This is a genomic window from Tardiphaga sp. 215_C5_N2_1, from assembly GCF_052076055.1.
Taxonomy (GTDB): domain Bacteria; phylum Pseudomonadota; class Alphaproteobacteria; order Rhizobiales; family Xanthobacteraceae; genus Tardiphaga; species Tardiphaga robiniae.
In genome coordinates this window covers 4,904,622-4,928,935 of sequence record NZ_CP197240.1, presented here as the reverse complement: position 1 = coordinate 4,928,935, position 24,314 = coordinate 4,904,622, and the positions used below count along the sequence as shown (strand labels likewise).

Here is a 24,314-nt window from a genome sequence, read left to right as displayed (position 1 = left end):
GAGGAAATTGATTTGTCTTTTCGGAATGACGACACGTCGGGGGACGCGGAACGCCCATCAGGGATTCCTACGGTCAACCCCTGGGCCGCACGTCCCGCCGAGCCGCCTGCCCCACCGCAGCCCCCGCTGCCCGAGCCACCGCACAGCAAATGGTTCAACTGGCCCTCGGTCGCATTCGCGGTCGTGATATTCGGCGGCATCGGTGCGCAGGCCTATCAGGAGCTCTCCAAACCCGAGGCCTGGGCCTATTGGAAAGACCTCTATGTCTCGCCGAGCATGTCGTCTTCGGAGGTCGGAAGTCTCGATCCGGACAATTCGGGCCGCGGCCGTCCAGCGCTGGCGATCACGGGCGAGATCGGCCCGGCCACTGCGAGCTGGTTTCGCGAAAAGCTCGATGACGCCAAACTCGCGCCCGGCGATACCGTGCTGCTGTCGTCTCCGGGCGGAAATGTCGGCCAGGCCATCATCATGGGCGAGATCATCCGCGCGCGCGGGCTGACTACGGCGGTGGGCACGGTGGATTCGGCGGGCCGCATCAAACCGTCCTACTGCGCCAGCGCCTGCGTGATGACCTATGCCGGCGGCAAGGCCCGCATCGGCGTCGAGGGCTCACGGCTGGGCGTTCACCGCTTCGTGTCGCCCAAGCCGGGCGCTGACCCCACCGCTTCGGCACAGCGCACCATGGGCTATGTGCTCAGCTACATGACCAAGATGGGCGTCGCCTCGTCGGTCGTCGAGGCGATGTCAGCCACCGAGAAAATCCGCTGGCTCGGCACCAGCGAGGCCGCCGCCATGAACCTCGTCACCGATCCGGCCAGGAAGTCGTGATACCCCCGGCCTGCGCCTGGCCCAACAAAATTTACCACCTTGAAAGGTGCCTCATCGGTAGAGGCGGAAAACCGCGCCTTTACCGAATTCTTTAATCCCATCAACGGACGATATCGTCTAAGACGAGGACGCGGCTCGCAATCCGCGCCGCCTCCAGAACCACGCCATGAGCGGTTTCGGCCCAACTCAGGGCCAGAATTCCGAAGCGAACGCGCGTGCAACTGTATCTCCCGATCGCCGACATTCCGATCAATGTGTTGCTCATCCTGGCGATGGGCGCTGCGGTCGGCTTCGTCTCCGGCATGTTCGGGATCGGCGGCGGCTTCCTGATGACACCGCTGCTGATTTTCGTCGGCATCGCCCCCGCGGTGTCGGTCGCGTCAGTGGCAAGCCACATTGCAGCCTCGTCTTTCTCCGGCGCGCTGTCCTACTGGCGACGCCGCGCCATCGATCCCGCGCTTGCGAGTGTGCTTCTGACCGGGGGCGTGGTCGGCACGGCGCTCGGCGTGTGGGCCTTCACGCAGCTGCGCAATCTCGGCCAGCTCGACCTCACCATCTCGCTGTCCTATGTGATCCTGCTCACCGCCGTCGGCAGCTTGATGTTCTGGGAGGGCCTGCGCGCGCTGCTGCGCATACGGCGCGGTGATCCCGTGAACTTGCGCCGTTCCGGCAGCCATAGTTGGGTTCACGGCCTGCCGCTGAAGATGCGGTTCAAGCGCTCCAAGATCTATCTTTCGGTGATCCCGGTGATCGCCGTCGGCCTCCTGATCGGCTTCATCGGCGCCGTGATGGGCATCGGCGGCAGCTTTATCCTGATCCCGATCCTGATCTACTGGTTGCGCATTCCAACTTCGACGGTCATCGGCACATCCATGGTGCTGACGCTGGTCACCATGGTGATCGCGACATTGCTGCACGCCGTCACCAATCATCTGGTCGATGCGGTGCTGGCCCTCATCCTGATGGTCGGCGGCGTCACCGGCGCACAATTCGGCGCCCGCGCCGGGCAGAAGATTCGCGGCGAGCATTTGCGCCTGCTGCTGGGCCTGCTGATCCTGGCGGTCGGCGTCCGCTTCGCGGTGGAACTGGTCGTTCGCCCCGCAGATCTGTTCACGATCCGCGATACCGGAGGCGTCGCTCCATGATACGCGCGCTCCCGATCATCGCCGCACTCGGCATCGGAATGCTCGCCCCGGCCCGCGCCGAACAGCTGATCGTCTCGGTGTCGAACCATCGCGTGACCGTGACGCCGAATTATGCCGGCGAGGAACTGGTGCTGTTCGGCGCTGTCGAGAAAGACGACAAGACACCGCCCGGCCGCAACAACTACAATCTCGTCGTCACCGTCAACGGGCCGCGCACCGACCTCATGACCCGGCGCAAGGAGCGCCGCTTCGGCATCTGGATCAACACGGATTCGCGCCAGTTCCTGCAGGTGCCGTCCTATCTCGCCGTGTTTTCCAACCGTCCTATGGACGCTATCGCACCTGCCGACGTACAGCGCCGCCAGCAGCTCGGAATCAATAACGTCCTGCTGACCCAGCGCGTCGGCACCGACTATGCGGACGTCGTGGCCACAGACCCGTTCCGGAGCGCCTTTGTACGACTGCGCAAGGAACACGGACTGTATCGCGAGGAGACCTCAGCGGTGACATTCCTGACACCGACGCTGTTCCGAACCAGCATTCCGCTGCCCGCCGAAGTCCCCATTGGAACCTACGATGTCGAGATCAAACTGTTCGCCGACGGTGCGCTGATCTCGAAAGCGGAGACGGCGTTCGATATCGTCAAGGTCGGCTTCGAGCAGTTCGTCGCCAATGCCGCGCGCAATCACGGTTTCATCTACGGGCTGCTCACCGCCGCGATGGCGCTGATGTCTGGGTGGGCCGCGTCGATCGTGTTCAGGCGGGATTAAAGAAAGATTCCGGCGACCATCGCCACTACACTGACAGCCATTGCTGCAGTCGACAGCCAACCGAGCCAGTGCAACGGCCCCTTGATCACAAAATCGCCCATCACATCCTTGCGGCGCGACATCACCATCAGCAACACCATCACCGGCACGGCGAGCACGCCGTTGATGACCGCGCTCCAGTACAGCGCCGAGATCGGGTTGATCGAGGTGAAATTCAGCGCGATCCCGATCACCGCGGACAGTGCCAGAACCGAGTAGAACGCCACGGCCTCGCGCGGCTTGCGATCGAGTCCGACCAGCCAGCGCTGACCTTCGCCCACAGCATAGGCAGTGGAGCCTGCGAGCACCGGGATCGCCAGCAGACCCGTGCCGACGATGCCCAGCGCAAATATCCACTCTGCGAATACTCCGGCGATCGGACGCAAGGCTTCCGCCGCCTGCGCCGAGGTCTCGATATCCGTCTTGCCGGAGGCATTGAGCGTGGCCGCAGCCGTAATGATGATCGACAGCGCGATCAGGTTCGAAAATGCCATGCCGACGATCGTGTCGGCCCGAATGCGCGAAAACTCCATCGCGGCACCAATCGGCCTCTCGATCAACGGAGCTTTGGCGGGATCGATACGTTCGTCTTCAGCCTCCTGCGAGGCCTGCCAGAAGAACAGATATGGCGAAATCGTCGTCCCGAGAATGGCGACTATGGTGGTGAGATACGAGCCGCTCCAGGTGATTTGCGGCAGCAGGATGCCTGTGAGAGCCGCACTCCAGTCGACCTTCACGACCGCAAGCGCGGCGACATAGGAGAACAGGCAGAGCGTCAGCCACTTCAGCACCGAGACGTAGCGCTTGTAGTCGAAGAAAATCTGCGCGCCCACCGAGAGCGCGCCGAACAGAACGACATAGATGATGCCGTGACCGCCAACGAGCAGCTTGGTGGCATCGGCCATGGCGCCGAGATCGGCCGCGATGTTGATCGTGTTGGCGATGAACAGCAGTGACACGATGAGATGCAACAGCGACGCCGGATAGTGCCGGCAGACATTTCCGGAGATGCCGCGACCGGTCACGCTACCGACACGTCCGGAAATTTCCTGGATTGCGACCATCAGCGGAAAGGTCAGCAGCATGGTCCAGCCGATGCCGTAGCCGAGCTGCGCCCCGGCCTGGCTATAGGTGCCGATGCCGGACGGATCGTCATCGGAAGCGCCGGTGATCAGACCAGGACCAAGCCGTTTCAGAAAGCCTTTCGAACCAGCAGCTTCTTCCTCCTGATCATCAGGCTTCTCGCTGGACTGGTCCGACATCTGATCCCTGCCATCTCACCGCTCGGCAACGTGCCGTCGCAGCTAACGTTCCGAAGCAGGGACTGGCAATGGGCTAGATCAAGGTCGGCACACCCGGTTCGAGGATACGCAGACGGGCACCGAAGCCGAGCGTGTCGAAGGATGCGCGCAGGTCGCCGGCACTCTGTTTGAAATGCGCCCATCCGTCGGTGTGCACCGGCACAATCGTCGCATCGGGAAATGCGCGCGCCGTCTCGATGGTGTCGTTGGTGTCCATGGTGAGGTGGAATGGCCCGCGGGTTTGCGCCGCGCCGGCGAAGGGCAGTACCACGCCGGCTGGAAAACGCCGCGCGACCTCGGCGACGCCGTCGAACCAGACGGTGTCGCCTGTAATGTAGATCGGCCTGCTCCCCGGCGCGTGCGAGCTCAGCACGAATCCGATGACATCGCCCGACAGCGGCTCGATGCCGGCCGGGCCATGACGCGCCGGGGTCGCGGTGATCGTCAGCGATCGACCATCCTTGCCTGTCAGCTCGGTGCTGTCCCATGGCGCGAGACCCTCAACATCCCCACCGAGGCGCTTGGCGCCCGCAATGGTTGTCAGTGCGCGCGGCGCGTGGCGCAGGAAATCGTGCCCGGAGTTATCAAGGTTGTCGGAGTGCTGATCGTGACTGAGCAACACCGCATCAACCGCGCCGACTTGCGCGGCGGAGATCGCGGGGCCAACGAGTTTTTCCAGCGTTACATGCGGCAGCTTGTAAGCGCCCGGATGATCGAACGTCGGATCGGTGAGCAGCCGGAAGCCGTCGAATTCAATCAGCGCGGTGGGTCCGCCAATCAAAGTGATGGTGAGAGACATGAACTACTCCTGTCGCAGGGGGGCTGGTGAAGCGGCCGGTCTGGTGACGAGATAGATACCGAGGGCGATCGGGACGATCCCCAGGAGATCACGACTTTCAACATGCTCGCCGAGCACCATCCAGGCGAACAGCATGCCGAGTGGCGGCATCAGGAAGTGATAGGCGCTGGCAGCGGTGGCGCCGCAGGTCTTCAGCAGGTGAAACCACAGCAGATAGCCGAGGATAGAACCGCCCAATGTCAGGAATGCAAACGAACCGATCAATCGCGCACTCGGCACGATCGCGCCGATATCGGAAAACGTGAGCGCCACCGGGATCAGCACCACGCCGGCCACAAGATTCTGCACGCCGTTGCCGAGCCACAGGCTGCCCTTTGGTGCCAGCAGCTTGAACAGGATCGTCCCGGTCACGATGGACGCGAGCGATGCCAGCGTGAACACGATGCCCTGCGCGCTGTCGGTGCCCACCGATATGCGGTGCCAGACGATCGAGGTGACGCCGGCGATGCCGAGCAAGAGCCCGGCGACCTTGCGCCCTGTGAGCGGCTCCTTCAGCAACAGCGCTGCGAACACGGCCGTAAATACCGGGTTTGCGCTGACGACCAGGCCGCCGAGACCGGCGGAGATGGTTTGCAGGCCGGTATAGCCGAGGCCGAGATACAGCGCGTTATTGGCCAGACCGATGACGGCGTAAGCCACAACATCGCGCCAAGACAGCGACCAGGCACCGCGGCGCAGGGCGGAAATGCCAAGGATCAGAACACCCGCGAGCGAGAACCGCGCGGCGAGCAAAATGAGCGGCGGGCAATCGGTGACAGCGATTTTCCCCGCGACGAAGGAGAAACTCCAAAGCAGACAGAAGATGCCGATATAGATCGGCAGCGGATTGAAGGCGGCACGGGGAACCACGACTGACGGCGCAAGGGACATCGGAAATCTCCTTTGTCACTGGTCTATGCGCCCACCTTCCCATTTGGAAATTAAATGATATACTTGTTGTCAGTCGAAAAACGAATGGATAGCCGATGCTGGATCTCGAACTCCTGCGCAGCTTCGTCTCGGTGGTCGATGCCCGCGGCTTTACCCGCGCCGGCGAGCGCGTTCACCGCACCCAATCCACCGTCAGCCAGCAAATCAAGCGACTGGAAGAGGATATCGGCCAGCCGCTGCTGAACCGCACAGGCAAGGACGTGACCCCGACCGAAGCAGGCGAGCGGCTCCTGTCCTATGCGCGACGGCTGCTTGCGCTGGCGGAGGAAGCCCGCGACGTGCTGGCCCGGCCGACCAATGAAGGCGCTGTCAGGCTCGGCATCCCCGAGGATTTCGCGGCCTATCGCCTGACCGAATTGCTGGCGAATTTTTCGCGATCCCGGCCCGGCTTGCGGCTCGACGTGCGCGCCGACCAGAGCACGTATTTGCGCCGCGATCTCGAACGCGGCGAACTCGACCTGGCACTGTTCAAGCGCGCCGCCGGTGAGAAAGGTGGCATTGCGGTGTGGCCCGAGCGGATCCATTGGGTCACGAGCAAGGCGCATCCGATCGACCCCGCCATCCGGTCGGTCCCGTTGATCGGCTTTCCCGCCGGCTGCCTTTACCGGACCCGCGCAATCCATGCCATCGAGGCGGCAGGCCGCAGTTGGCACATGGCCTATACGAGCTCCGGCCTCGCCGGCATCCAGGCCGCGGTCGCCGCGGGACTTGGCCTCAGTATCCTGTCCGACATGGCTATCCAGGCCGACCATCGCATCCTGACGGCGAAAGAAGGCTTTGCGCCGATCGACCAGACTGAAGTGACGCTGATGGCCGCCCCCGATGCGAGCCCAGCAACGCTTCGGCTTGCCGACCACCTCGCCGAGTTCTGCGATACGGTGCAGGCGAAGGCGGCGTAAGGCCGCTCTTTCTTTTAATGCTCGTCGGTTTGCAGGGCCATGAAGCCATGCTTCGGACACGCCCCCAAGGAGCCCTCCATGCCGACATCCGACGCTGTTACTGTTGAGGCTCTGAGTCCCACGTCGTTCGAACCCTTCGGATGGGTGCTCGGCAAAACCGATCCTCTCAAAAAAGACGCGGTCGGTTTTCGAAGCCCGGCGAGCGATTTCTGGCACGAACACTTCTTTGATCCCGGCACGGAAGGCAACACCGAGGTCTTGTGGGTCGAGTATCGCGACAACAATCCGCTTGTCTCAAAGCTCGAAGTCCATCACCTGACCCAACAGGCGGTCGTGCCTCTCACAAAAGAGATCGTTCAGATCCTTTGCTTGAGTGACGCAAACCGGCAGCCGGATTTGTCGACCCTCCGAGCTTATCGTTTGTCTCCTGGCGTCGGAATCTGCATGCGTCCCGGCGTTTGGCACGCAACGCGCGCCGACAATGCGACCTGCCTGATGCTGACCCGAAGCTCGACGACTGAGGATCTTATCGACCATCTCGTCAACAGCCAGCCCGCAAAGGAGACTGCCATCCTGGAAATCCCGCAGGTTCGCCTTCTCCTGGACGGGTAGAACGACGATGTATGAAATGTTGCTCTAGCAGCAGCGCGAGGCAGCAATGGCGTGCATACGCCGGTCGCCGAGCACATGGGCAACAAAGCCAAGGGTCTGGAAGATCCGCGCGAATGCCGCATCGCGGATGTTGAGCCCGCCGGCATAGGCGCCGAAGGCCGGCATCACCGCGCGGGCGCCGTCGCTCGCAAAGCAACGCCGTTCGACCGCGCGACCGCGCGTGCTGACGCGCGCCTTCGGATGCAAATGACCGGCAATCTCGCCTGCAGCACCGGTCGGCTCATGACGAAAGGTGATCGGGCCGATGGCGACTTCTTCCGCGACGGTGCCGCCGAGATCCGGCGGCAATGCGGGATCGTGATTGCCTGATATCCAGATCCAGTCACGGCGCATCTGCAATGCGGACAGCACCTCGCGATTGGCCGGGGACAACCGCTCATGGGCGTCACGGTCGTGGAAACTGTCGCCGAGCGCAATCACAATGCGCGGATCGTGACGCGCGATCACCGCACCGAGGCGACCGAGTGTTGCGATCGTATCGTAGGGCGGCAGCAGCACCCCGCGATTGGCATAGCTCGAGCCCTTTTCGAGATGCAGGTCGGACACCACGAGAAGTTTCTGCTCTTCCCAATACAAGGCGCCCGACAGGTCCGCAGCCAACGTGACGCCGGCGATGCTGACGGTGCTCATATCGGCGGTGATGATCGAATCGGCGTGCATGGTTCTTTTGTAGGATGGGTAGAGCAGTTGCGAAACCCATCAATAGCGCGGAACTGCAGCATGGGTTTCGCTTCGCTCTACCCATCCTACTGTCCAGAGGCCTCTTTCACGAGTTCCTCGGCGGCTTCCGCCAGGAGCTCGTCCGACGCTTCGCCGTATACCGCTTCACGGCCGATTTCCAGCATCACCGGCACCGCCAGCGGCGACACGCGATCGAGTTCCCGGTGAATGATACGGCCCTGGATGCGCGTCAGCATGTCGCTCAATCGCCGAATGTCCAGCAATCCCGTCGCAGCATCGGCCCGCGCGGCGCGCAACAGCACGTGATCGGGTTGATGCTTGCGCAAAACGTCGTAGATCAGGTCGGTGGAGAACAGCACCTGACGGCGCGATTTCTCCTCGCCGGTGAAACGCGTATGGATCAGCCCCGAGATCACCGCGCAGGTGCGGAACGTCCGCTTCATCAGCGCCGATTCCGCGAGCCAGGCTTCGAGATCGTCGCCGAGCATGTCGGGATCGAACAAAGCGGCGAGATCAAGCCTGTCCTGCCTGATCATGTGCGACGTGTCGCCGAGGCCCCATATGGCCAGCGCATATTCGTTGGCGACAAAACCCAGCGGCCGCGCGCGGGCGCGTTCAAGACGGCGCGTCAACAGCATGCCCAATGTTTGATGCGCGAGGCGGCCTTCGAACGGATAGCAGACGAGATAATGCTTGTCGGCGCGCGGAAAGGTCTCAACCATCAGTTCGCGCGTACCAGGCACATGCGAGACATGGGCCTGCAGCAACAACCATTCGCGCACCTGGTCGGGCAGGCCTTTCCAGGCGCGCTCATCGTCCAGCAGTTTGCGCACGCGTTCCGCGAGGTAGGTCGAGAGCGGAAACTTGCCGCCCATATAGGACGGCACTTTCGCGTCCTTGTCATGGGCGCGCGAGACATCGACCTGATCCTCGACCAGGGATTCATAGCGGACGACTTCTCCGCCGAAGACGAAGGTGTCGCCGACCACGAGGCCTTCGATGAAATATTCCTCGATCTGACCGAGCATGCGTCCCCCGCGCGCCAGCGCACCAGTGACACCCTTTTTGGCTTTTCCGCTGCCTCCGCGCACCAGCCGCACCTTCAGCATCGTGTCCTCGACGATGGTGCCGACATTCATGCGATACATCTGGCGCACCTTGGGATTGGTGACGCGCCATTTGCCCGAGGCGTCCTGCTTGATACGGGCGAAACGCTCATAGATTTTCAGCGCATAGCCGCCGGACGCCACGAACTCCACGGTATCGTCGAAGTCGACACGCGACAGTTCGGCATAGGGCGCCGCCGAGCGCACTTCGTCATAGAGATCGTCCGCGCGAAACGGTGCGCCGCAGGCGCAGCCGAGCACGTGCTGCGCCAGCACGTCGAGCGAGCCAGTCCGCAACGGCGGCGTATCCTGTGCATTTTCGGCAACGGCATCGATGGCGACGCGACATTCCAGCACCTCAAAACGATTGGCCGGAACCAACACGGCGCGCGAAGCTTCGTCGATGCGGTGATTGGCGCGGCCAATGCGCTGCATCAGCCGCGATGCCCCCTTGGGGGCGCCGACATTGATGACGAGATCGACATCGCCCCAGTCGACGCCGAGATCGAGCGACGAGGTACAGACCACACCGCGTAGTTTCCCGGCCGACATCGCGTCCTCGACCTTGCGGCGCTGCGCGACGTCAAGAGAGCCATGATGGAGCGCGATGGCGAGACCGTCGTCATTCATGCGCCAGAGATCCTGGAACAGCATCTCGGCCTGACTACGGGTGTTGACGAAGACCAGCGTCGTCTTGTTGGCCTTGATGAGATCGTAGATTTCGCCAAGCGCATGGCGCGCGGAGTGGCCGGCCCAGGGCAGACGTTCCCTGGTGTCGAGCATCTCGACCACCGGCTCGGCCGCGCCGCCGGCGACGACGATATCGGCCGAGACGCTTTCACCAACAGGCTGCGGCACCAGAAAGCGTGCCAGTGATTCAGGCTCGGCAACCGTTGCCGACAAGCCGATGGCGCGCATGTCGGGCGCGAGCTTCCAGAGGCGCGCAAGGCCGAGCGACAGTAGATCCCCGCGCTTCGACGTCACCAGCGCATGCAACTCGTCGAGCACGACGCGCTTGAGTGACGAGAACAGAAACGGCGCGTCGTCGGACGACAACAGCAAGGCCAGCTGTTCCGGCGTGGTCAGCAGGATGTCCGGCGGATAACGCCGCTGCCGCGCGCGGCGCGACACCGGCGTGTCGCCGGTGCGGGTCTCGACCTTGATCGGCAGCATCATCTCCGCGATCGGTGTTTCCAGGTTGCGCGCGATGTCGACGGCGAGAGCTTTGAGCGGGGAAATGTAGAGCGTGTGCAGGCCACCGGTGCGCTGAACGCCGCGGCCGGTGGAGACAAGGGCGTTTTTCCCCTCGCCCCGCTTGCGGGGAGAGGGTGGCGCGGACGCAGTCCGCGACGGGTGAGGGGGAGCTTCGGCGAACTCGGGAGTTTCAATTATGCGCTCCCCCTCACCCGACTTGTTCGCTGCGCTCTCAAGCCGACCTCTCCCCGCAAGCGGGGAGAGGTTAGACAGTTCCACCAGCGTCGGCAGGAAGCCGGCCAGCGTCTTGCCTGCGCCGGTCGGCGCGATCAGCAGCGCCGAGCGATCGTCGCGCGCCTTCTGCAGCAGCGCCAATTGATGTTCGCGCGGCGACCAGCCGCGCATGGCGAACCAGCGCAGGAAGTGATCGGGCAACAGGTCGGGTTTGGCGACGGATTTACGGGGCGGCACGCGTTAGAACTAGGCACTCTCAGCCGTCATTGCGAGGTCAAGGAAAGTTGCCGTGCAACTTTCCCCTAAGCCCTTGCGACGAAGCAATCCAGAAAACAGCAAGAGAGGACTGGATTGCTCCGCCCAAACGAAATTGGCTGCGCAATTTTCGCCGGGGCTCGCAATGACATGGAGAGACCTGTGGTCTTATTGCGTCACCGACTTGTCGGAGATGATCCAGTCCTTGCCGTCGAACCGCTGGGTGTACAGCGTCGCCATCGGAACATAGGCGTCATTGGTATAGCTGTAGCTCACCCCCGGCAACATTTGCGGAGCGCGGAAGCCGTTTAGGCCGATAGCCTGTTTCAGCACGTTCTCGTGGGTGAGCTCGTCGCCGCAGCGGCGCAAAATCTCTGCCATGGACACGGCCTGACCATAGCCGAAGAAGGCGATCGAATTATCGGCAGAGACCGTGGGCAGATATTTCGCGCGCAAAGCTTCGAACGCCACGATGTCGGGATCCTTGGCATAAAGCGGCGAACCAATATCCTTGCCATAGGCAATCGAGACGATGCCCTTGGCATTCTCCAACCCTGCCGCCTCCAGGATCGATCGGCCGGTGGAGCCCGCGGACAACAACTGCAGCGGCTTCCAGCCGAGCTCGACCACCTTGCGAATCGATTGCGACGTCGCCTTGCCGGTGGTGATGTTATAGAAGACATCGGCGCCGGATTTGGCGAGATTGATCAGCTGCGAGTCGATCGTGGGATCGGTGAGATCGTAGGTCACCTCGGCGATCACCTTCGCGGTGCCGCCGGCTTTCGCGAGTTCATCCTTGAACGGCCCCAGGAAATCCCGGCCGAAATCATCGTTCTGATAGAGGATGCCGACTTTCGCATTCGGATTCACGCTGACGGCATATTTGGCGAGAATACGCGCCTCGGTCGGATAGAGTGGCAGGCCGGCCATGGTCCATTTGTTGTTCTTCGGATCGTTCCACTTGGATGCGCCGGTGTTGAGCAGCAGCTGCGGTACGCCCTTGGAATTGAGATATTTGTGCACGGCCGTCTGCGGCGCTGTGCCGAGCGAGCCGTACAGAGCCAGGACTTCTTCCTGCTCAACGAGACGGCGGGTGGCCTCGACCGCCTTCGGCGCGCTGTAGGAATCGTCCATCGTCAGAAACTTGATCTTGCGGCCGTTGATGCCGCCTTTCTCGTTCAAGCTCTGAAAATAGGCTTCACCGACACGGCCCAGCACGCCATAGAGCGAACCGGGTCCGCTATGCGGTATGGTTTGTCCAATCTTGATTTCAGTATCGCTGGCACCTGGATCGTATTTCTTGTCGGCGGCGATAGCGGCCGTCACAGTCAGTGGCAACACGACGACGGCGACCCGCGCCGCAGACGCAAATAGTCCCTTGTTCATAGCGTTTTCTCCCTGATGATTTTTGATCCGGCTCTTTGTGAGTCCGATTGGTCGTCTCCATCCCCGGCCTATCGCCGGGAATGGTCGTTATTTTAAAGTACGCGCTTACTGGCTCACCGGCTTGTCCGACAGATCCCAGTCGGTGCCGTTGAATGTGCCCACATAGAGCGCCTTGATGGTGGTGTAGTCGGTCGGCGTGAAGCCATAGGTGATACCTGGCAGAAACACCGGTGCGCGGTAGCCTTCCAGATTGGTGGCGTGCTTGAGCACATTCTCGCGGGTGAGATCGTCGCCGCAGCGGCGCAGGATCTCCGCCATGGTCACGCCCTGCGAGTAGCCCTGGAATGCGATGGTGTTATCGGGATCGACGTTCGGCAGATACTTCTTGCGCAGCTCCTGGAAGGCGATGACGTCCGGATCGTCCTTCCACTTCTCGCTGCCGACTTCCTTGGTGTAGGTCATCGCCACGATGCCCTTGGCATTCTCGGCGCCGGCGGCGTTGATGATGGAGCGGCCGCTCGAGGTCGATACCAAGAGATGCAGCGGCTTCCAGCCGAGCTCCGCGACCTTGCGGATCGACTGCGACGTCGCCTTGCCGGTGGAGATGTTGAAGAAAGTGTCGGCGCCCGATTTGGCCAGATTGATCAGTTGGGAATCGATGGTCGGATCGGTGAGGTCATAAGACGCCTCGGCGATCACCTTCGCGGAGCCGCCCGCTTCGGCCAGAATCTCCTTGAAAGAATTCATGAAGTCCTTTCCGAACTCGTCGTTCTGGTAAAGGATCGCGACCTTGGCGTTCGGCTTGGCCTGCATCAGGTAGCGCGCGATAATCCGGCCCTCGGTCGAATAGATCGGCAGGCCCGGCGTGGTCCACTTGAACTCTTGCGGGTTATTCCAGCGCGAGGCGCCGGTGTTGAGCAACAGCTGCGGGATCTTCTTGCTGTTGAGAAACTTCTGCACCGCCGACTGCGGCGCAGTGCCCAGCGAGCCGAACAGCGCCAGCACCTCGTCCTGCTCCGCGAGCCGGCGGGTGGCCTCGACGGCCTTCGGCGCGCTGTAGGCATCGTCCAGCGACATGAAATTGATCTTGCGGCCGTTGATGCCGCCCTTTTCGTTCAGCATCTGGAAATAGGCGGCCTGTGTCCGGCCGATCACGCCATACAGGGAACCGGCGCCGCTATAGGGGATGGTCTGACCGAGCTTGATCTCGGTATCGCTGGCACCGGGGTCGTATTTCTTGTCCGCCGCAAAGGCCGAATGGGCCAGTACGGAGACAACTGCAGCGAGTGTTGCGGTCCTGAAGACGGACCTGTCGCGCGAAGGCATCTGGTGTTTTCTCCCTGAGACCCGGTTGTGCGGGCGTGTTTTTGTGACCCGTCGCGGCGTTGATCGCGGCTGTACGGGCTTGCCCTTATCCTCTGCGGGCGCGACAGGCTTGGCAATCCCTCACAGGTTGCCTCATGTTTTCCGTGGGTTGGCTATCGACAGGGCCTCAGCGCACCCAAACGTGACGAAATACGCACTGCGCCAAGAGCATCTAAACGTTTATTTAACCGGCTTTTTTCGGCCCGCGCCGCAGCGGTTGCAATGTCGGACAGTGTGGCCGTCCGGATACAGCCAATATGACCCGACTCCCCTATTCTAACGGTTCAAATCTGAATTGGGGTCGACCATGAAACGTATTCTTCTTGCGAGCGCCGCGCTGCTCGGAACCGCTGTGAGCGCGCAGGCTGCCGATCTGGCCGTCAAGGCCCCTTATTACAAGGCGCCCCTCGTCTCGGTCTATAACTGGACCGGCTTCTACATCGGTGTGAACGCCGGCGTCGGCATCGGCCGCGACCGCGTCACCCACAGCTACACCGGCGACTCGCTGTATCTCACGCCGCAGGGCGGCTTCGGCGGCGGCCAGATCGGCTATAACTGGCAGGGTGACTCGCTGCTCGGCCCGATCGTTTACGGCCTCGAAGCCGATATCCAGGGTTCGGGCCTCACCGGCGGTGGCGCCAATGTGGTGGGCCCGCTGCAGACCGTCTACGGTCAGAAGTCGGATTGGTTCGGCACCGTTCGTGGCCGCGTCGGTCTCGCAACCGGTCCGGTCCTGAGCTACTTCACCGGCGGTTTCGCTTACGGCAACGTCAAGACCACGATCACTGAAGGCGGCGTGACGGCGTTCTCGGATAGCCGCATGGCGACCGGCTGGACCATCGGCAGCGGCGTGGAAGCAGCGCTGGGCGGCAACTGGACCGGCAAGATCGAATATCTCTACCTGAACCTCGGCAACCGCTCTGATGCGTTCGCTACCCCGACCCAACTCACCAACACCGAACTGCGTGAAAACCTGTTCCGCGTCGGTCTGAACTACCGCATCGGCGGCAACAGCGTTTACACCCCGGTCGCTGCGGCGAACTGGACCGGCTGGTACCTCGGCGGCAACATCGGCTCCGGCACCGGACGCGATCGCACCACGCTTACCGGCGTCACCCCGGTTCCCGAGCAGTTCAACCTTGCTCCGGACGGCATCAATGGCGGTGCCCAGATCGGTTACAACTGGCAGGCATCGAACTGGGTTTACGGTCTCGAAGCCGACATCCAGGCTTCCAGCCAGCGCGACAACAAGACTGCGGTTGCTCTCGGCCTCGTCAGCTACGATCAGAAGCTGCCCTGGTTCGGCACGGTTCGTGGCCGCCTCGGCTACTCGGTCGGTTCGACCCTGTTCTACGCCACCGGCGGTTACGCCTACGGCGGCGTGAAGACCAAGATCAACGCACTGGGCGTCGAAGTTGCTAACGCTTCGACCACCAAGAGTGGCTGGACCGCCGGCGCCGGCATCGAGACCCCGTTCAAGCTGCTCGGCCTGTTCGGACCGAACTGGACCTCGAAGACCGAATATCTCTATGTCGACCTCGGCTCAGCTTCGACCACGATCCTTCCCGGCGTCGTCAGCGAGAGCAAGGTTACCGAGCACATCTTCCGCACCGGCCTGAACTATCACTTCAACAGCCCGGTCGTTGCGAAGTACTGATCACAGCAACATCCGCTAAAATCGAAAACCCCGGCCTCGCGGCCGGGGTTTTTGTTTGCGTCCTGAACAACGCTGTTCCGAGAAAATTAACCACAAGGAACCCAATATCCAAATACCGCAATTTCTTGGTCGCACGGCTGCAGACAGCATTCTGTTACCCCTTCATAGTTCGGCCAGAAACCTGAACTGGATCCCATCATGAAAACCCTTCGCCTCACCGCCGCGGCACTGCTCGCACTGACCGCCGGTGCGCAAGCCGCCGACATGGCCGCGAAGGCGCCCTACTACAAGGTGCCAGTAACAGCGGTTTATGACTGGACCGGCTTCTACATGGGCGTGAACGCGGGCTACGGCGTCGGCCGGGATCGGCTGCAAAACAACGACCCCATCACTCCCGGCTCAGCCACCTCGACCTATCTGCAGCCCGCTGGCGGATTCGGCGGCGGCCAGATCGGCTACAACTGGCAGACCGGCTCCATGTTCGGCCCGCTGGTCTACGGCGTCGAAGCGGACATCCAGGGCGGCGAGTTGAAGGACAGCTATCCGTTGCTGAACAACGGCGCCTTTCCGCTGGCGCCGCAGGACACCTACAGCCAGAAAATCGACTGGTTCGGCACGGTGCGCGGCCGCGTCGGTCTGGCAACGGGTCCGGTGCTCAGCTATGTGACCGGCGGCTATGCCTATGGCAACGTCACCACCACCACCACCTCCCTGGGCTTTCCTGCCCTGGCTACGAGCCGCGTCCAGGGCGGCTGGACCGTTGGCAGCGGCGTCGAGGCATCTCTCGGCGGCAACTGGACCGGCAAGATCGAGTACCTCTATCTCAACCTCGGCAACAAGACCGATCAGGTGATGGTGCTCGGCACGTTTCCGCAGACCACCACCACTGAACTGCGCGAGAATCTGTTTCGCGTCGGCCTGAACTATCGCATTGGCGGCAACAACAGCACCTATGTGCCAGCGCCCGCAGCGAACTGGACCGGCTGGTATCTCGGCGGCAATGTCGGCTCGGGCATCGGACGCGACCGCACCTCGGTCTCCAAAGCCGGTGACGGCCTTGGTGACTTACCTTCCTACGATGCTTTCAACCTCGCTCCCGATGGCATCAATGGCGGCGTACAGCTGGGTTACAACTGGCAGATGGCGAACTGGGTCTACGGTCTGGAAACCGACATCCAGGCCTCCAGCCAGCGCGACAACAAGACGGCCATTGGCCTGGGCGACGTCCCGTTCGACGCCAAGCTGCCCTGGTTTGGCACCGTACGCGGCCGTCTCGGCTACTCGGTCGGTTCGACGCTGTTCTATGCCACCGGCGGTTACGCCTATGGCGGCGTGAAGACCAAGGCCAGCGAAGACGGCGTCGTGCAGCTCAATGCTTCGACCACCCGGAGCGGCTGGACCGCGGGCGCCGGCATCGAGACGCCGTTCACCCTGCTTGGCCTGTTCGGCCCGAGCTGGACCTCGAAGACGGAATATCTCTATGTCGACCTTGGTTCGACCTCGAACCTGATCAACACCACGACCATCACGACCAACGTCTCCGAACACATCTTCCGCACCGGGCTGAACTATCACTTCAACAGCCCGGTCGTTGCGAAGTACTGATCCTGGTGACATCGCTGAAACGCAAAACCCCGGCCTCGCGGCCGGGGTTTTTATTGGTAGGACGCCTGGCGCTCACCGACGTTATTGCCGGCCGTCATTGCAAGGAGCCCTGGCTGACCCCGACGGCGTTAAAGCCGACGCTTGATCGCGACGGCCACCAGTCCTGGTGCGGCAGCGCCGCGTTCCGTGCGAGACGAAACGTGCTCAAGATGAATGAGCGCCAGGCCAGCAGCTGCGATCAGGCCGCGCAGATGATCTTCGCTCTGCGCATAACGCAAGCCCGCGCCGAGAGCGACACCGTCGCCGTCATGGGTCTCGGCCGTGAAGGCGAGCAGCCCGTCTGGAACCAGCACGCGCGTAGCTTCTCGCAAAACCGGCGCAAGGTCGTGCAGATAGATCAGCACGTCGGCGGCGATGACCAGCTCGACACTGCTATCTGACCGGCGGCACAAACCCTCGACGATCTCGGCCACTTCAAGCTCGGCGTAAAGCCCGGTGGCATGAGCGCGCTCGATCATGCGCGACGACAGGTCGATGCCGATGATGGCTCCGGTGCAGGCAGCAAAAGCGCCGGCCGCCAGCCCGGTGCCGCAACCGAGATCGATGGCGCGGGGGAAGAGCATCGCCCTATCCGTCGCAGCGCAGGCCGCACGCACGGCGCCCAACAGGACCGCTGGTCCGCGATAGCCGAGCGTATCGACCAGAGCGGCGTCGAACTTGGGCGCATATTGATTGAACAGCGCCGTCACATAGGTCGCCGGCATGGCCGAGAGATCGTCAGCGCCGAGCCGCATCAACCGCAGACCAGCACCGTTGCGATCACCGGGATCGCTGGCCTGCGCGCGGCGAAACGCGGCGATGGCGGCGGCGGTGTCACCCAGCTGCTCCCGGACCTCCCCGAGCACGAACCATGCGGTGGCAAAGCCCGGCGCCAAATCAGTGGCCTGCTCGAACAGATCGGCCGCCGCCACCAGATCGCCCTGCACCTGCAGGTCGCGCGCATAGTCGAAACGCCGGTCGGCGTTCATATCGCCGGATGACATGAACAAGCGCGCGGGCATGGTGGGAACCGATCGGAGGGCGGGGCGTTCGCAGGATGACTCGAACCAACCCAAGGCGGACCTATATAACCGAGATGCGTCCGCAAGACATCCTTATCCCGGTTCCCGCCGGCCTTTGCTGCAAACCGGGCGGCTTCCATATCGACCCGGTCAGACCGGTCGACCGCGCCGTGATCACCCACGGCCATTCTGACCATGCCCGCCCCGGCCATGGCGCAGTGCTGGCGACGCAAGAGACCCTCGATATGATGCGGCTGCGCTATGGCGATAATTTCGCCGGCAGCACGCAGGCGATCGCCTATGGCGAGACGGTCAAGCTCGGCGATGTCACGGTGTCCTGCCATCCGGCCGGGCATGTGCTGGGATCGGCGCAGATGGCGGTGACCTGCAAGGACATCTGCATCGTCGCGTCCGGCGATTACAAGGACGCCCATGATCCGACCTGCACGCCGTTCGAAGTGGTGCCCTGCGACGTCTTCATCACCGAAGCGACATTCGGGCTTCCGGTATTCCGTCATGGCGATGCCGCCGACGAGGTGAAGAAGCTGCTGGCCTCGGTCGCGCTGTTTCCGGAGCGCGCGCATCTGGTCGGCGCCTATTCGCTGGGAAAGGCGCAGCGGGTCATCAAGCTGATCCGCCAGGCCGGCTATGATGCGCCGATCTATCTGCATGGCGCGATGGAGAAGATCACGCACTACTATCAGAGCCGCGGCATCGATCTTGGCGACTTGCGCCCGGTGAAGGGCGTCAGGAAAGCGGATCTCGCCGGCACCATCACGCTGGCGCCGCCATCGGCCACGTCGGACGTGTGGACGCGGCGCTTTCCCGATCCAGTCACCGCCTTTGCGTCCGGCTGGATGCGCGTGCGTGCCCGTGCGCGGCAACGCGGCGTCGAGCTGCCGCTAGTGATTTCGGATCACGCCGATTGGGACGGTCTGATCGCAACAATCGGCGCCACTGGCGCGGACGAGATCTGGGTGACCCATGGCCAGGAAGACGCGCTGGTGCATTGGTGCCAGAGCAAAGGCCTGACCGCGCGGCCTCTTGCGCTGATCGGCTATGGCGACGAGGAGGAAGAGACTCTTCCGCCTGGCGAAAGCGCCGAGGCATGAACCGCTTCGCCGAACTGCTCGATCGCCTGGCCTATGAACCCGGCCGCAACAACAAGCTGCGGCTGATCACGGGCTATTTCCGCGAAGTGCCCGATCCCGACCGCGGCTACGCGCTGGCGGCGCTGACAGGTGCGCTGTCGTTCAAGCATGCGAAAGCTGGATTGATCCGCGACCTCATCGCATCGCGAACTGATCCGATGTTGTTTGAACTCTCTTATGACTATGTCGGCGATCTCTCGGAGACGGTTGCGCTGATGTGGCCGAAGGCTAGCGCTGACAGAGAGGCCGTACTTTTGGGCTCCCCCTCTCCCCTAGCGAAGCTTCGCTTCGCGCGGAGGGGGGAGGGAGCGCAGCCGCGTGCTGGGCGAGAGGTGAGTAACACCGCGAAGAAAAACATCGCCAGTAGTGTCCCCTCTCCCCTTGCGGGAGAGGGGCAGGGAGAGGGGTACACTGAACTCGACCGACATGAGGCGGCACCCACCCATCACAACAACCCGCCACCGCCGACACTCACCGAAGTCGTCACCACACTCCGCACACTCGGCAAAGCGGAACTCCCCGCACAACTCACCCGCTGGCTCGATGAGCTCGACGAGACCGGGCGCTGGGCTCTGTTGAAGCTCGTCACCGGCGCGATGCGGATTGGCGTTTCGGCGCGGCTGGCCAAGACCGCCGCCGCGGCGCTCGGCGACAAGGACCCGCATGACGTCGAGCTGATCTGGCCCGGCCTTGCGTCGCCCTATGGCGAATTGTTCGCCTGGCTCGAAGGTCGCGCGGAGAAGCCGGTCAATCGCGATCCGGCGCCGTTCCGCCCGGTGATGCTGGCACATGCCGTCGAAGATTCCGACTTCGCCAATCTCGACGCGTCCGATTTCGTCGCGGAGTGGAAATGGGATGGCATCCGGATTCAGGCGGTCAGCGGCAAAGGCGATGACGACAGGATCGTCACGCGGCTCTATTCGCGAACCGGCGAGGACATCACCGGAAGCTTCCCGGACCTGACGCCATCGCTGCGGCTGCCCGGCGCGATCGATGGCGAGTTGCTGGTCCTGCGCGAGGGGCGCGTGCAGTCATTCAACGTGCTGCAACAACGGCTGAACCGGAAAAGCGTGACGCCGAAGCTGATGAAGGAATATCCCATTCATCTGCGCGCCTATGACCTGCTTGGCGATGGCGAGAAGGATTTGCGCGAACTGCCATTCGAACAGCGACGAACCAAACTGGAAAGATTCATCGCGGAGCTCGACGACGACAGGATCGATCTGTCCGACCAGATCCCGTTCGCAACATGGGATGCCCTCACCGCCGCGCGTGCCGATCCTGTCAGTGCCGGAGCCGGCGAAGATGCCGATGCCGTCGAAGGCGTGATGCTGAAGCGGCGCGATTCTGCCTATCTCCCGGGCCGACCGAAAGGCCAGTGGTGGAAGTGGAAGCGCGATCCGCACATCATCGACGCGGTGCTGATGTATGCGCAACGCGGCCACGGCAAGCGCTCGTCCTATTATTCGGATTACACCTTCGGCGTCTGGACCGCCGGCGAGAGCGGCGACCAGCTGGTGCCGGTCGGCAAGGCCTATTTCGGCTTCACCGACGAGGAACTGCTGCAAATCGACCGCTTCGTTCGCCGCAATACCACCGAGAAGTTCGGCCCGGTCCGCCACGTCACCCACGAACCTGACAAGGGGCTGGTGCTGGAAGTTGCCTTTGAAGGGCTGGCGCGCTCGCCCCGGCACAAGTCGGGGGTCGCAATGCGGTTTCCCCGCATCAGCCGGCTGCGCTGGGACAAGCCGCCACGTGAGGCCGACCGGCTGGAGACGCTTGAGCGCATGCTGAAGGCGGAGACCACAATTGCGCCGCCCGAGCCTGCGACGCCTTGACGGTCCATACTTGACGAACGAGCCGGGTTCCCCATTTGCGTGGGACCACCTATGATCAGCGCGCGATTTGCGCGCAGGAGACCATGATGCAGCCAAATGAGACCCGGGACTTGCCGGCCAACAATGACGGCCTGGCGCGCTTCCTCGGCGGTTCGCCGCTGGCGGTACTCGGCCGGCTGATCCTGCTGTCGATCCTGGTCGGCGTCGTTCTCGCCGCCATCGGCTTCGATCCGTGGAACATCGTCACCAGCATCCGCCGCCTGTTCCAGTGGGTCTATGACCTCGGCTTCGATGCCATCAATGGCCTCTGGCGCTACTTTCTGCTCGGCGCCGTGATCGTCGTGCCGATCTGGCTGATCATGCGGCTGTTCAGCGCCCCCCGCGGCCGCTGAGACGCGCATCATCCGCTTCAGGCTGCATTGATGTCGTCGGGATTGTCCGTCACCAACAGGCGCGTCTTTGCCATTGCCGGCCCGGCCATGCTGGCCAATCTGACGACGCCTCTGATCGGCATCGTCTCGACCGCGGCAATCGGCAGGCTTGGCGACCCGCACCTGCTCGGCGGTGTGGCTTTGGCCTCCGTGGCATTCGACTGCATTTTCTGGCTGTTCGGATTTCTGCGCATGGCGACGGTTGCCTTCACCGCACAGGCGCTTGGCGCCGGTGACCGGATCGAGGTGCGCGCTATCCTGCTGCGCGCGTTGATGCTCGGAGCGGCGATCGGGCTGACGCTGATTATCTTACGGACACCGCTGGCGGCGCTGGTGTTCAGCATCATGGGCGGCAGCGACGCCGTCACATCCGCCGCACGCCAGTATTTCTTCATCCGACTCTGGTCCGCGCCGCTGATGCTCGGCAACTACGTCATTCTCGGCTGGCTGGTCGGCCAGGCGCGCACCGGGATCGCTCTGGCACTGCAGGTCGGCATCAATCTCGCCAACATGGCACTCACCTCCCTGCTGGTCCTGCAATTCGACTTTGGCGTCAGCGGCGCAGCACTGGCCACGGTGATCGCGGAAACCGCGGGCTTTCTCGCCGGCCTCATCGCCATTTGGAAAATCCTGGGCCGCCGCATCGATGTGCCGCGCGCGATCCTGTTCGATCGCATCCGGCTACTACGGTTGTTCGCAGTCAATCGCGACATCATGATCCGTACGGCAGCACTGATTGCTGCATTTCTCTTCTTCACGGCGCAGGGCGCCCGTGCAGGCGACCTGACCCTGGCTGCCAATGCAGTGCTCAACAACTTCGTCATGATCGGTTCGTTCTTCCTCGACGGCATCGCCACCGCCGCCGAGCAACTCTGCGGTCAGGGCACCGGCGCTCGCGACCGCAAGCAGTTTTCCCGGGCCGTAAAGCTCGTCCTGATCTGGAGCACGGCATTCGGCATCGCTGTCACGTTACTATTCGTGCTGTTCGGCGGCGCGCTGATCGATTTCATCACCACCAGCCCCGAAGTTCGGCTCGCTGCGCGGAATTACATGCTGCTGGCAGCGCTGGCGCCCGCCTGTGGCGTCCTCGCTTACGCCTATGACGGCATCTATATCGGCGCATCGTGGGCGCGCGACATGCGCAACCTGATGCTGCTGGCGTTAGCGATTTACATCGCCGCATGGTTCGCACTGGCCAGCCTTGGCAATACCGGACTATGGCTCGCGTTTCTGGTGTTCATGCTGTCGCGCGGCGCGTTGCAGGCGCTGCGTCATCCAGCCCTGCTGCGACAGTCGTTTCCGCAGCAGGCCTGGCTTACGCCGGCCAGTCTTCCGCTGTGATCGTCGCCGCATCGGCGCCGACGATTTCCGACAGTGAATCACGGCCGGTGCGCAGCAGCGTCGAGGACAGGTCAGCCTTGATGCTGTCGACAAGGCCGACGCCTTTATAGACCAGCGCCGAATAGAGCTGGATCAGGCTCGCACCCGCGCGAATCTTGGTGAGCGCCGCACCGCCGCCGTCGATGCCGCCGGCGCCGATCAGCGGAAATGCACCTTCGACACGCACGAAGGTCTCCGCCACCATGCGGGTAGACAGCCTGAACAAGGGCCGCCCGGACAATCCGCCCTGCTCTTTCGAGCGTGCCTGTTCGCGCAAGGTCGAGGGACGGCCGATCGTGGTGTTCGCGACGATCATGCCATCGACGCCGCGCGAGCGCGCGACATGGACGACATCGTCGAGGTCGGCGAGGCTGAGATCGGGCGCGATCTTCAGCAACACCGGAGAATCTCCCGCATTCTTGCGAACGCGCTCACGCGCATCGATCACCCGCGCCAGCAGATCGTCGAGTTCGGCGGCCTGCTGCAGATTGCGCAGGCCCGGCGTGTTCGGCGATGACACGTTGACGGTGAAATAGCTCGCCACCGGCGCAAAGGTCTCGATCAGCCGCACATAATCCTGCGTGCGATCGGGCGAATCCTTGTTGGCGCCGACATTGACGCCGACGATACCGCCATTCTGCGCACGTGCAGCCAGCCGACGCAGCACGACCTCCGCACCGTCATTGTTGAATCCGAGCCGGTTGATGACCGCCTCGTCACGCTCCAGCCGAAAGATGCGCGGGCGTGGGTTGCCGGATTGCGGCTTCGGCGTCACCGAGCCGATCTCGGCGAAGCCGAAGCCGAGACGGAGCAGCGCGTCCGGCACCTCGGCATTCTTGTCGAAGCCGGCGGCGATCCCCACCGGATTGGGAAAGTTCAGACCGAATGCACGGACCGCGAGTTTCGGATCATCCGGCCGCGGGCGGGCGTAAGGCAGCATGCGCAACCCGCGGATCGCGAGGCGGTGCGCGTCTTCGGCATCGAGCATGCGCAGCATCGGCAGGGAAAAGGCATCGAAAGCGCGGATCACGATTTGAGCTCCGGAATGTCGTGGTTGCCGTCGGAGCGCGCACGCAGATCCATGACGGCAGTGACGGCGCCGAGATCGAGTTCGCCGTAGAGATGCGGGAACAGATCGCCGCCGCGGGATGGCTCCCAGCGCAGGTCGTCACCGAGTGCGTCTGCGTCCACAGCGACCAGAAACAGGCCGGTCTGGCCGAAATAGTACTTCCGGAGCGTCTCGGGGAGCTGTGCCGCGGTCGAGAAGTGGATGAAGCCGTCCCGGGCATCGTCGGCGCTGCCGCGATAGGTGCCCTGGCGCTCGGCCTCGCGCCAGCTCGAGGCCGGACAGATTTTATAGATGGTGCGCAACCGCCCAGACTTCCAATTTGGTTGAATCAGCTGTTTTCGATGTGGTGTGGACGCCCAGTCGCGGGATTCGATGGCTGGAGCCGACAGTCGACCGTATCGGCGCCCCCCCTCCACTTCAAGGCTGCACATTTTTTTCAAATGCCTGTTGCGAAATCC

At 62.9% G+C, this 24,314-nt stretch carries 21 protein-coding genes; 11 read left to right on the top strand and 10 right to left on the bottom strand.

Annotated elements, in window-relative coordinates; genetic code table 11:
* The first annotated feature begins 12 nt into the window (after positions 1-12).
* The 3 genes from AB7828_RS23420 (at position 13) to AB7828_RS23410 (ending at position 2,743) form a co-directional block, all read left to right on the top strand.
* Positions 13-828, top strand: coding sequence for a hypothetical protein (locus AB7828_RS23420; protein WP_441231289.1), 816 nt, complete (start codon positions 13-15; stop codon positions 826-828).
* A 215-nt stretch (positions 829-1,043) separates the two neighbouring features.
* Positions 1,044-1,973 carry a sulfite exporter TauE/SafE family protein gene (locus tag AB7828_RS23415; protein WP_093761694.1) on the top strand — a complete coding sequence of 310 codons (930 nt, stop codon included), beginning with the start codon at positions 1,044-1,046 and terminating at the stop codon, positions 1,971-1,973.
* On the top strand, positions 1,970-2,743 hold the full coding sequence (locus AB7828_RS23410) for a TIGR02186 family protein (protein WP_068737508.1): 774 nt from the start codon (positions 1,970-1,972) through the stop codon (positions 2,741-2,743). Before AB7828_RS23415 ends, AB7828_RS23410 begins: the two co-directional genes overlap by 4 nt.
* Here the strand turns inward: AB7828_RS23410 and AB7828_RS23405 are convergent.
* The 3 genes from AB7828_RS23405 to AB7828_RS23395 all read right to left on the bottom strand — a co-directional run bounded on the left by AB7828_RS23405 (position 2,740) and on the right by AB7828_RS23395 (position 5,812).
* The gene (locus tag AB7828_RS23405; protein WP_441231288.1) at positions 2,740-4,044 is read right to left on the bottom strand and encodes an NRAMP family divalent metal transporter; all 1,305 of its coding nucleotides are present in this window, start codon (positions 4,042-4,044) and stop codon (positions 2,740-2,742) included. The two genes, AB7828_RS23410 and AB7828_RS23405, sit on opposite strands and share 4 nt — an antisense overlap.
* Before the next feature lie 73 nt (positions 4,045-4,117).
* Positions 4,118-4,882: an MBL fold metallo-hydrolase gene (locus tag AB7828_RS23400; protein WP_441231287.1), complete on the bottom strand. Its 765-nt coding sequence runs from the start codon at positions 4,880-4,882 to the stop codon at positions 4,118-4,120.
* A 3-nt stretch (positions 4,883-4,885) separates the two neighbouring features.
* Positions 4,886-5,812, bottom strand: coding sequence for a DMT family transporter (locus AB7828_RS23395; RefSeq protein ID WP_441231286.1), 927 nt, complete (start codon positions 5,810-5,812; stop codon positions 4,886-4,888).
* A gap of 95 nt (positions 5,813-5,907) precedes the next feature.
* Between AB7828_RS23395 and AB7828_RS23390 the strand changes: the two genes are divergently transcribed.
* Together AB7828_RS23390 and AB7828_RS23385 are read left to right on the top strand one after the other, a co-directional pair.
* Positions 5,908-6,771 carry a LysR substrate-binding domain-containing protein gene (locus tag AB7828_RS23390; protein ID WP_116664696.1) on the top strand — a complete coding sequence of 288 codons (864 nt, stop codon included), beginning with the start codon at positions 5,908-5,910 and terminating at the stop codon, positions 6,769-6,771.
* A 78-nt stretch (positions 6,772-6,849) separates the two neighbouring features.
* Positions 6,850-7,383: a D-lyxose/D-mannose family sugar isomerase gene (locus AB7828_RS23385; protein ID WP_441231285.1), complete on the top strand. Its 534-nt coding sequence runs from the start codon at positions 6,850-6,852 to the stop codon at positions 7,381-7,383.
* Between the two features lie 24 nt (positions 7,384-7,407).
* On the opposite strand, the gene pdeM is transcribed toward AB7828_RS23385, so the two are convergent.
* From pdeM to AB7828_RS23365, 4 genes are all read right to left on the bottom strand, one after another.
* Positions 7,408-8,103, bottom strand: coding sequence for a ligase-associated DNA damage response endonuclease PdeM (pdeM, locus tag AB7828_RS23380; protein ID WP_439056934.1), 696 nt, complete (start codon positions 8,101-8,103; stop codon positions 7,408-7,410).
* Between the two features lie 86 nt (positions 8,104-8,189).
* A complete protein-coding gene (locus AB7828_RS23375) occupies positions 8,190-10,895 on the bottom strand; it encodes a ligase-associated DNA damage response DEXH box helicase (RefSeq protein ID WP_441228428.1) in 2,706 nt (901 codons plus the stop codon).
* A gap of 186 nt (positions 10,896-11,081) precedes the next feature.
* Entirely contained in the window at positions 11,082-12,299 is a 1,218-nt protein-coding gene (locus AB7828_RS23370) for an ABC transporter substrate-binding protein (protein WP_231078378.1), read from the bottom strand.
* 105 nt (positions 12,300-12,404) lie between these two features.
* Positions 12,405-13,625, bottom strand: coding sequence for an ABC transporter substrate-binding protein (locus tag AB7828_RS23365; protein WP_441231284.1), 1,221 nt, complete (start codon positions 13,623-13,625; stop codon positions 12,405-12,407).
* Between the two features lie 346 nt (positions 13,626-13,971).
* Between AB7828_RS23365 and AB7828_RS23360 the strand changes: the two genes are divergently transcribed.
* Together AB7828_RS23360 and AB7828_RS23355 are read left to right on the top strand one after the other, a co-directional pair.
* Positions 13,972-15,321 carry an outer membrane protein gene (locus AB7828_RS23360; protein WP_089266797.1) on the top strand — a complete coding sequence of 450 codons (1,350 nt, stop codon included), beginning with the start codon at positions 13,972-13,974 and terminating at the stop codon, positions 15,319-15,321.
* A gap of 198 nt (positions 15,322-15,519) precedes the next feature.
* Positions 15,520-16,926: an outer membrane protein gene (locus AB7828_RS23355; protein WP_441231283.1), complete on the top strand. Its 1,407-nt coding sequence runs from the start codon at positions 15,520-15,522 to the stop codon at positions 16,924-16,926.
* Between the two features lie 128 nt (positions 16,927-17,054).
* Here AB7828_RS23355 and AB7828_RS23350 read toward each other — a convergent pair whose 3' ends face one another.
* On the bottom strand, positions 17,055-17,987 hold the full coding sequence (locus AB7828_RS23350) for a methyltransferase domain-containing protein (RefSeq protein ID WP_441231282.1): 933 nt from the start codon (positions 17,985-17,987) through the stop codon (positions 17,055-17,057).
* A 74-nt stretch (positions 17,988-18,061) separates the two neighbouring features.
* On the opposite strand from AB7828_RS23350, the gene AB7828_RS23345 reads away from it, so the two are divergent.
* The 4 genes from AB7828_RS23345 (at position 18,062) to AB7828_RS23330 (ending at position 22,748) form a co-directional block, all read left to right on the top strand.
* A complete protein-coding gene (locus tag AB7828_RS23345) occupies positions 18,062-19,099 on the top strand; it encodes a ligase-associated DNA damage response exonuclease (RefSeq protein WP_441231281.1) in 1,038 nt (345 codons plus the stop codon).
* The gene (locus AB7828_RS23340; RefSeq protein WP_441231280.1) at positions 19,096-20,976 is read left to right on the top strand and encodes an ATP-dependent DNA ligase; all 1,881 of its coding nucleotides are present in this window, start codon (positions 19,096-19,098) and stop codon (positions 20,974-20,976) included. The genes AB7828_RS23345 and AB7828_RS23340 overlap by 4 nt, the downstream gene beginning before the upstream one ends.
* Positions 20,977-21,062: 86 nt before the next feature.
* Positions 21,063-21,368 carry a DUF6460 domain-containing protein gene (locus AB7828_RS23335; RefSeq protein WP_068737958.1) on the top strand — a complete coding sequence of 102 codons (306 nt, stop codon included), beginning with the start codon at positions 21,063-21,065 and terminating at the stop codon, positions 21,366-21,368.
* Between the two features lie 30 nt (positions 21,369-21,398).
* Entirely contained in the window at positions 21,399-22,748 is a 1,350-nt protein-coding gene (locus AB7828_RS23330) for an MATE family efflux transporter (protein WP_441231279.1), read from the top strand.
* Here the strand turns inward: AB7828_RS23330 and AB7828_RS23325 are convergent.
* Positions 22,723-23,817: a quinone-dependent dihydroorotate dehydrogenase gene (locus AB7828_RS23325; protein WP_441231278.1), complete on the bottom strand. Its 1,095-nt coding sequence runs from the start codon at positions 23,815-23,817 to the stop codon at positions 22,723-22,725. The genes AB7828_RS23330 and AB7828_RS23325 overlap by 26 nt on opposite strands.
* Complete coding sequence (locus AB7828_RS23320) at positions 23,814-24,158, bottom strand: DUF952 domain-containing protein (RefSeq protein ID WP_170849835.1); 345 nt, start codon at positions 24,156-24,158, stop codon at positions 23,814-23,816. The genes AB7828_RS23325 and AB7828_RS23320 overlap by 4 nt, the downstream gene beginning before the upstream one ends.
* Between the last annotated feature and the right edge of the window lie 156 nt (positions 24,159-24,314).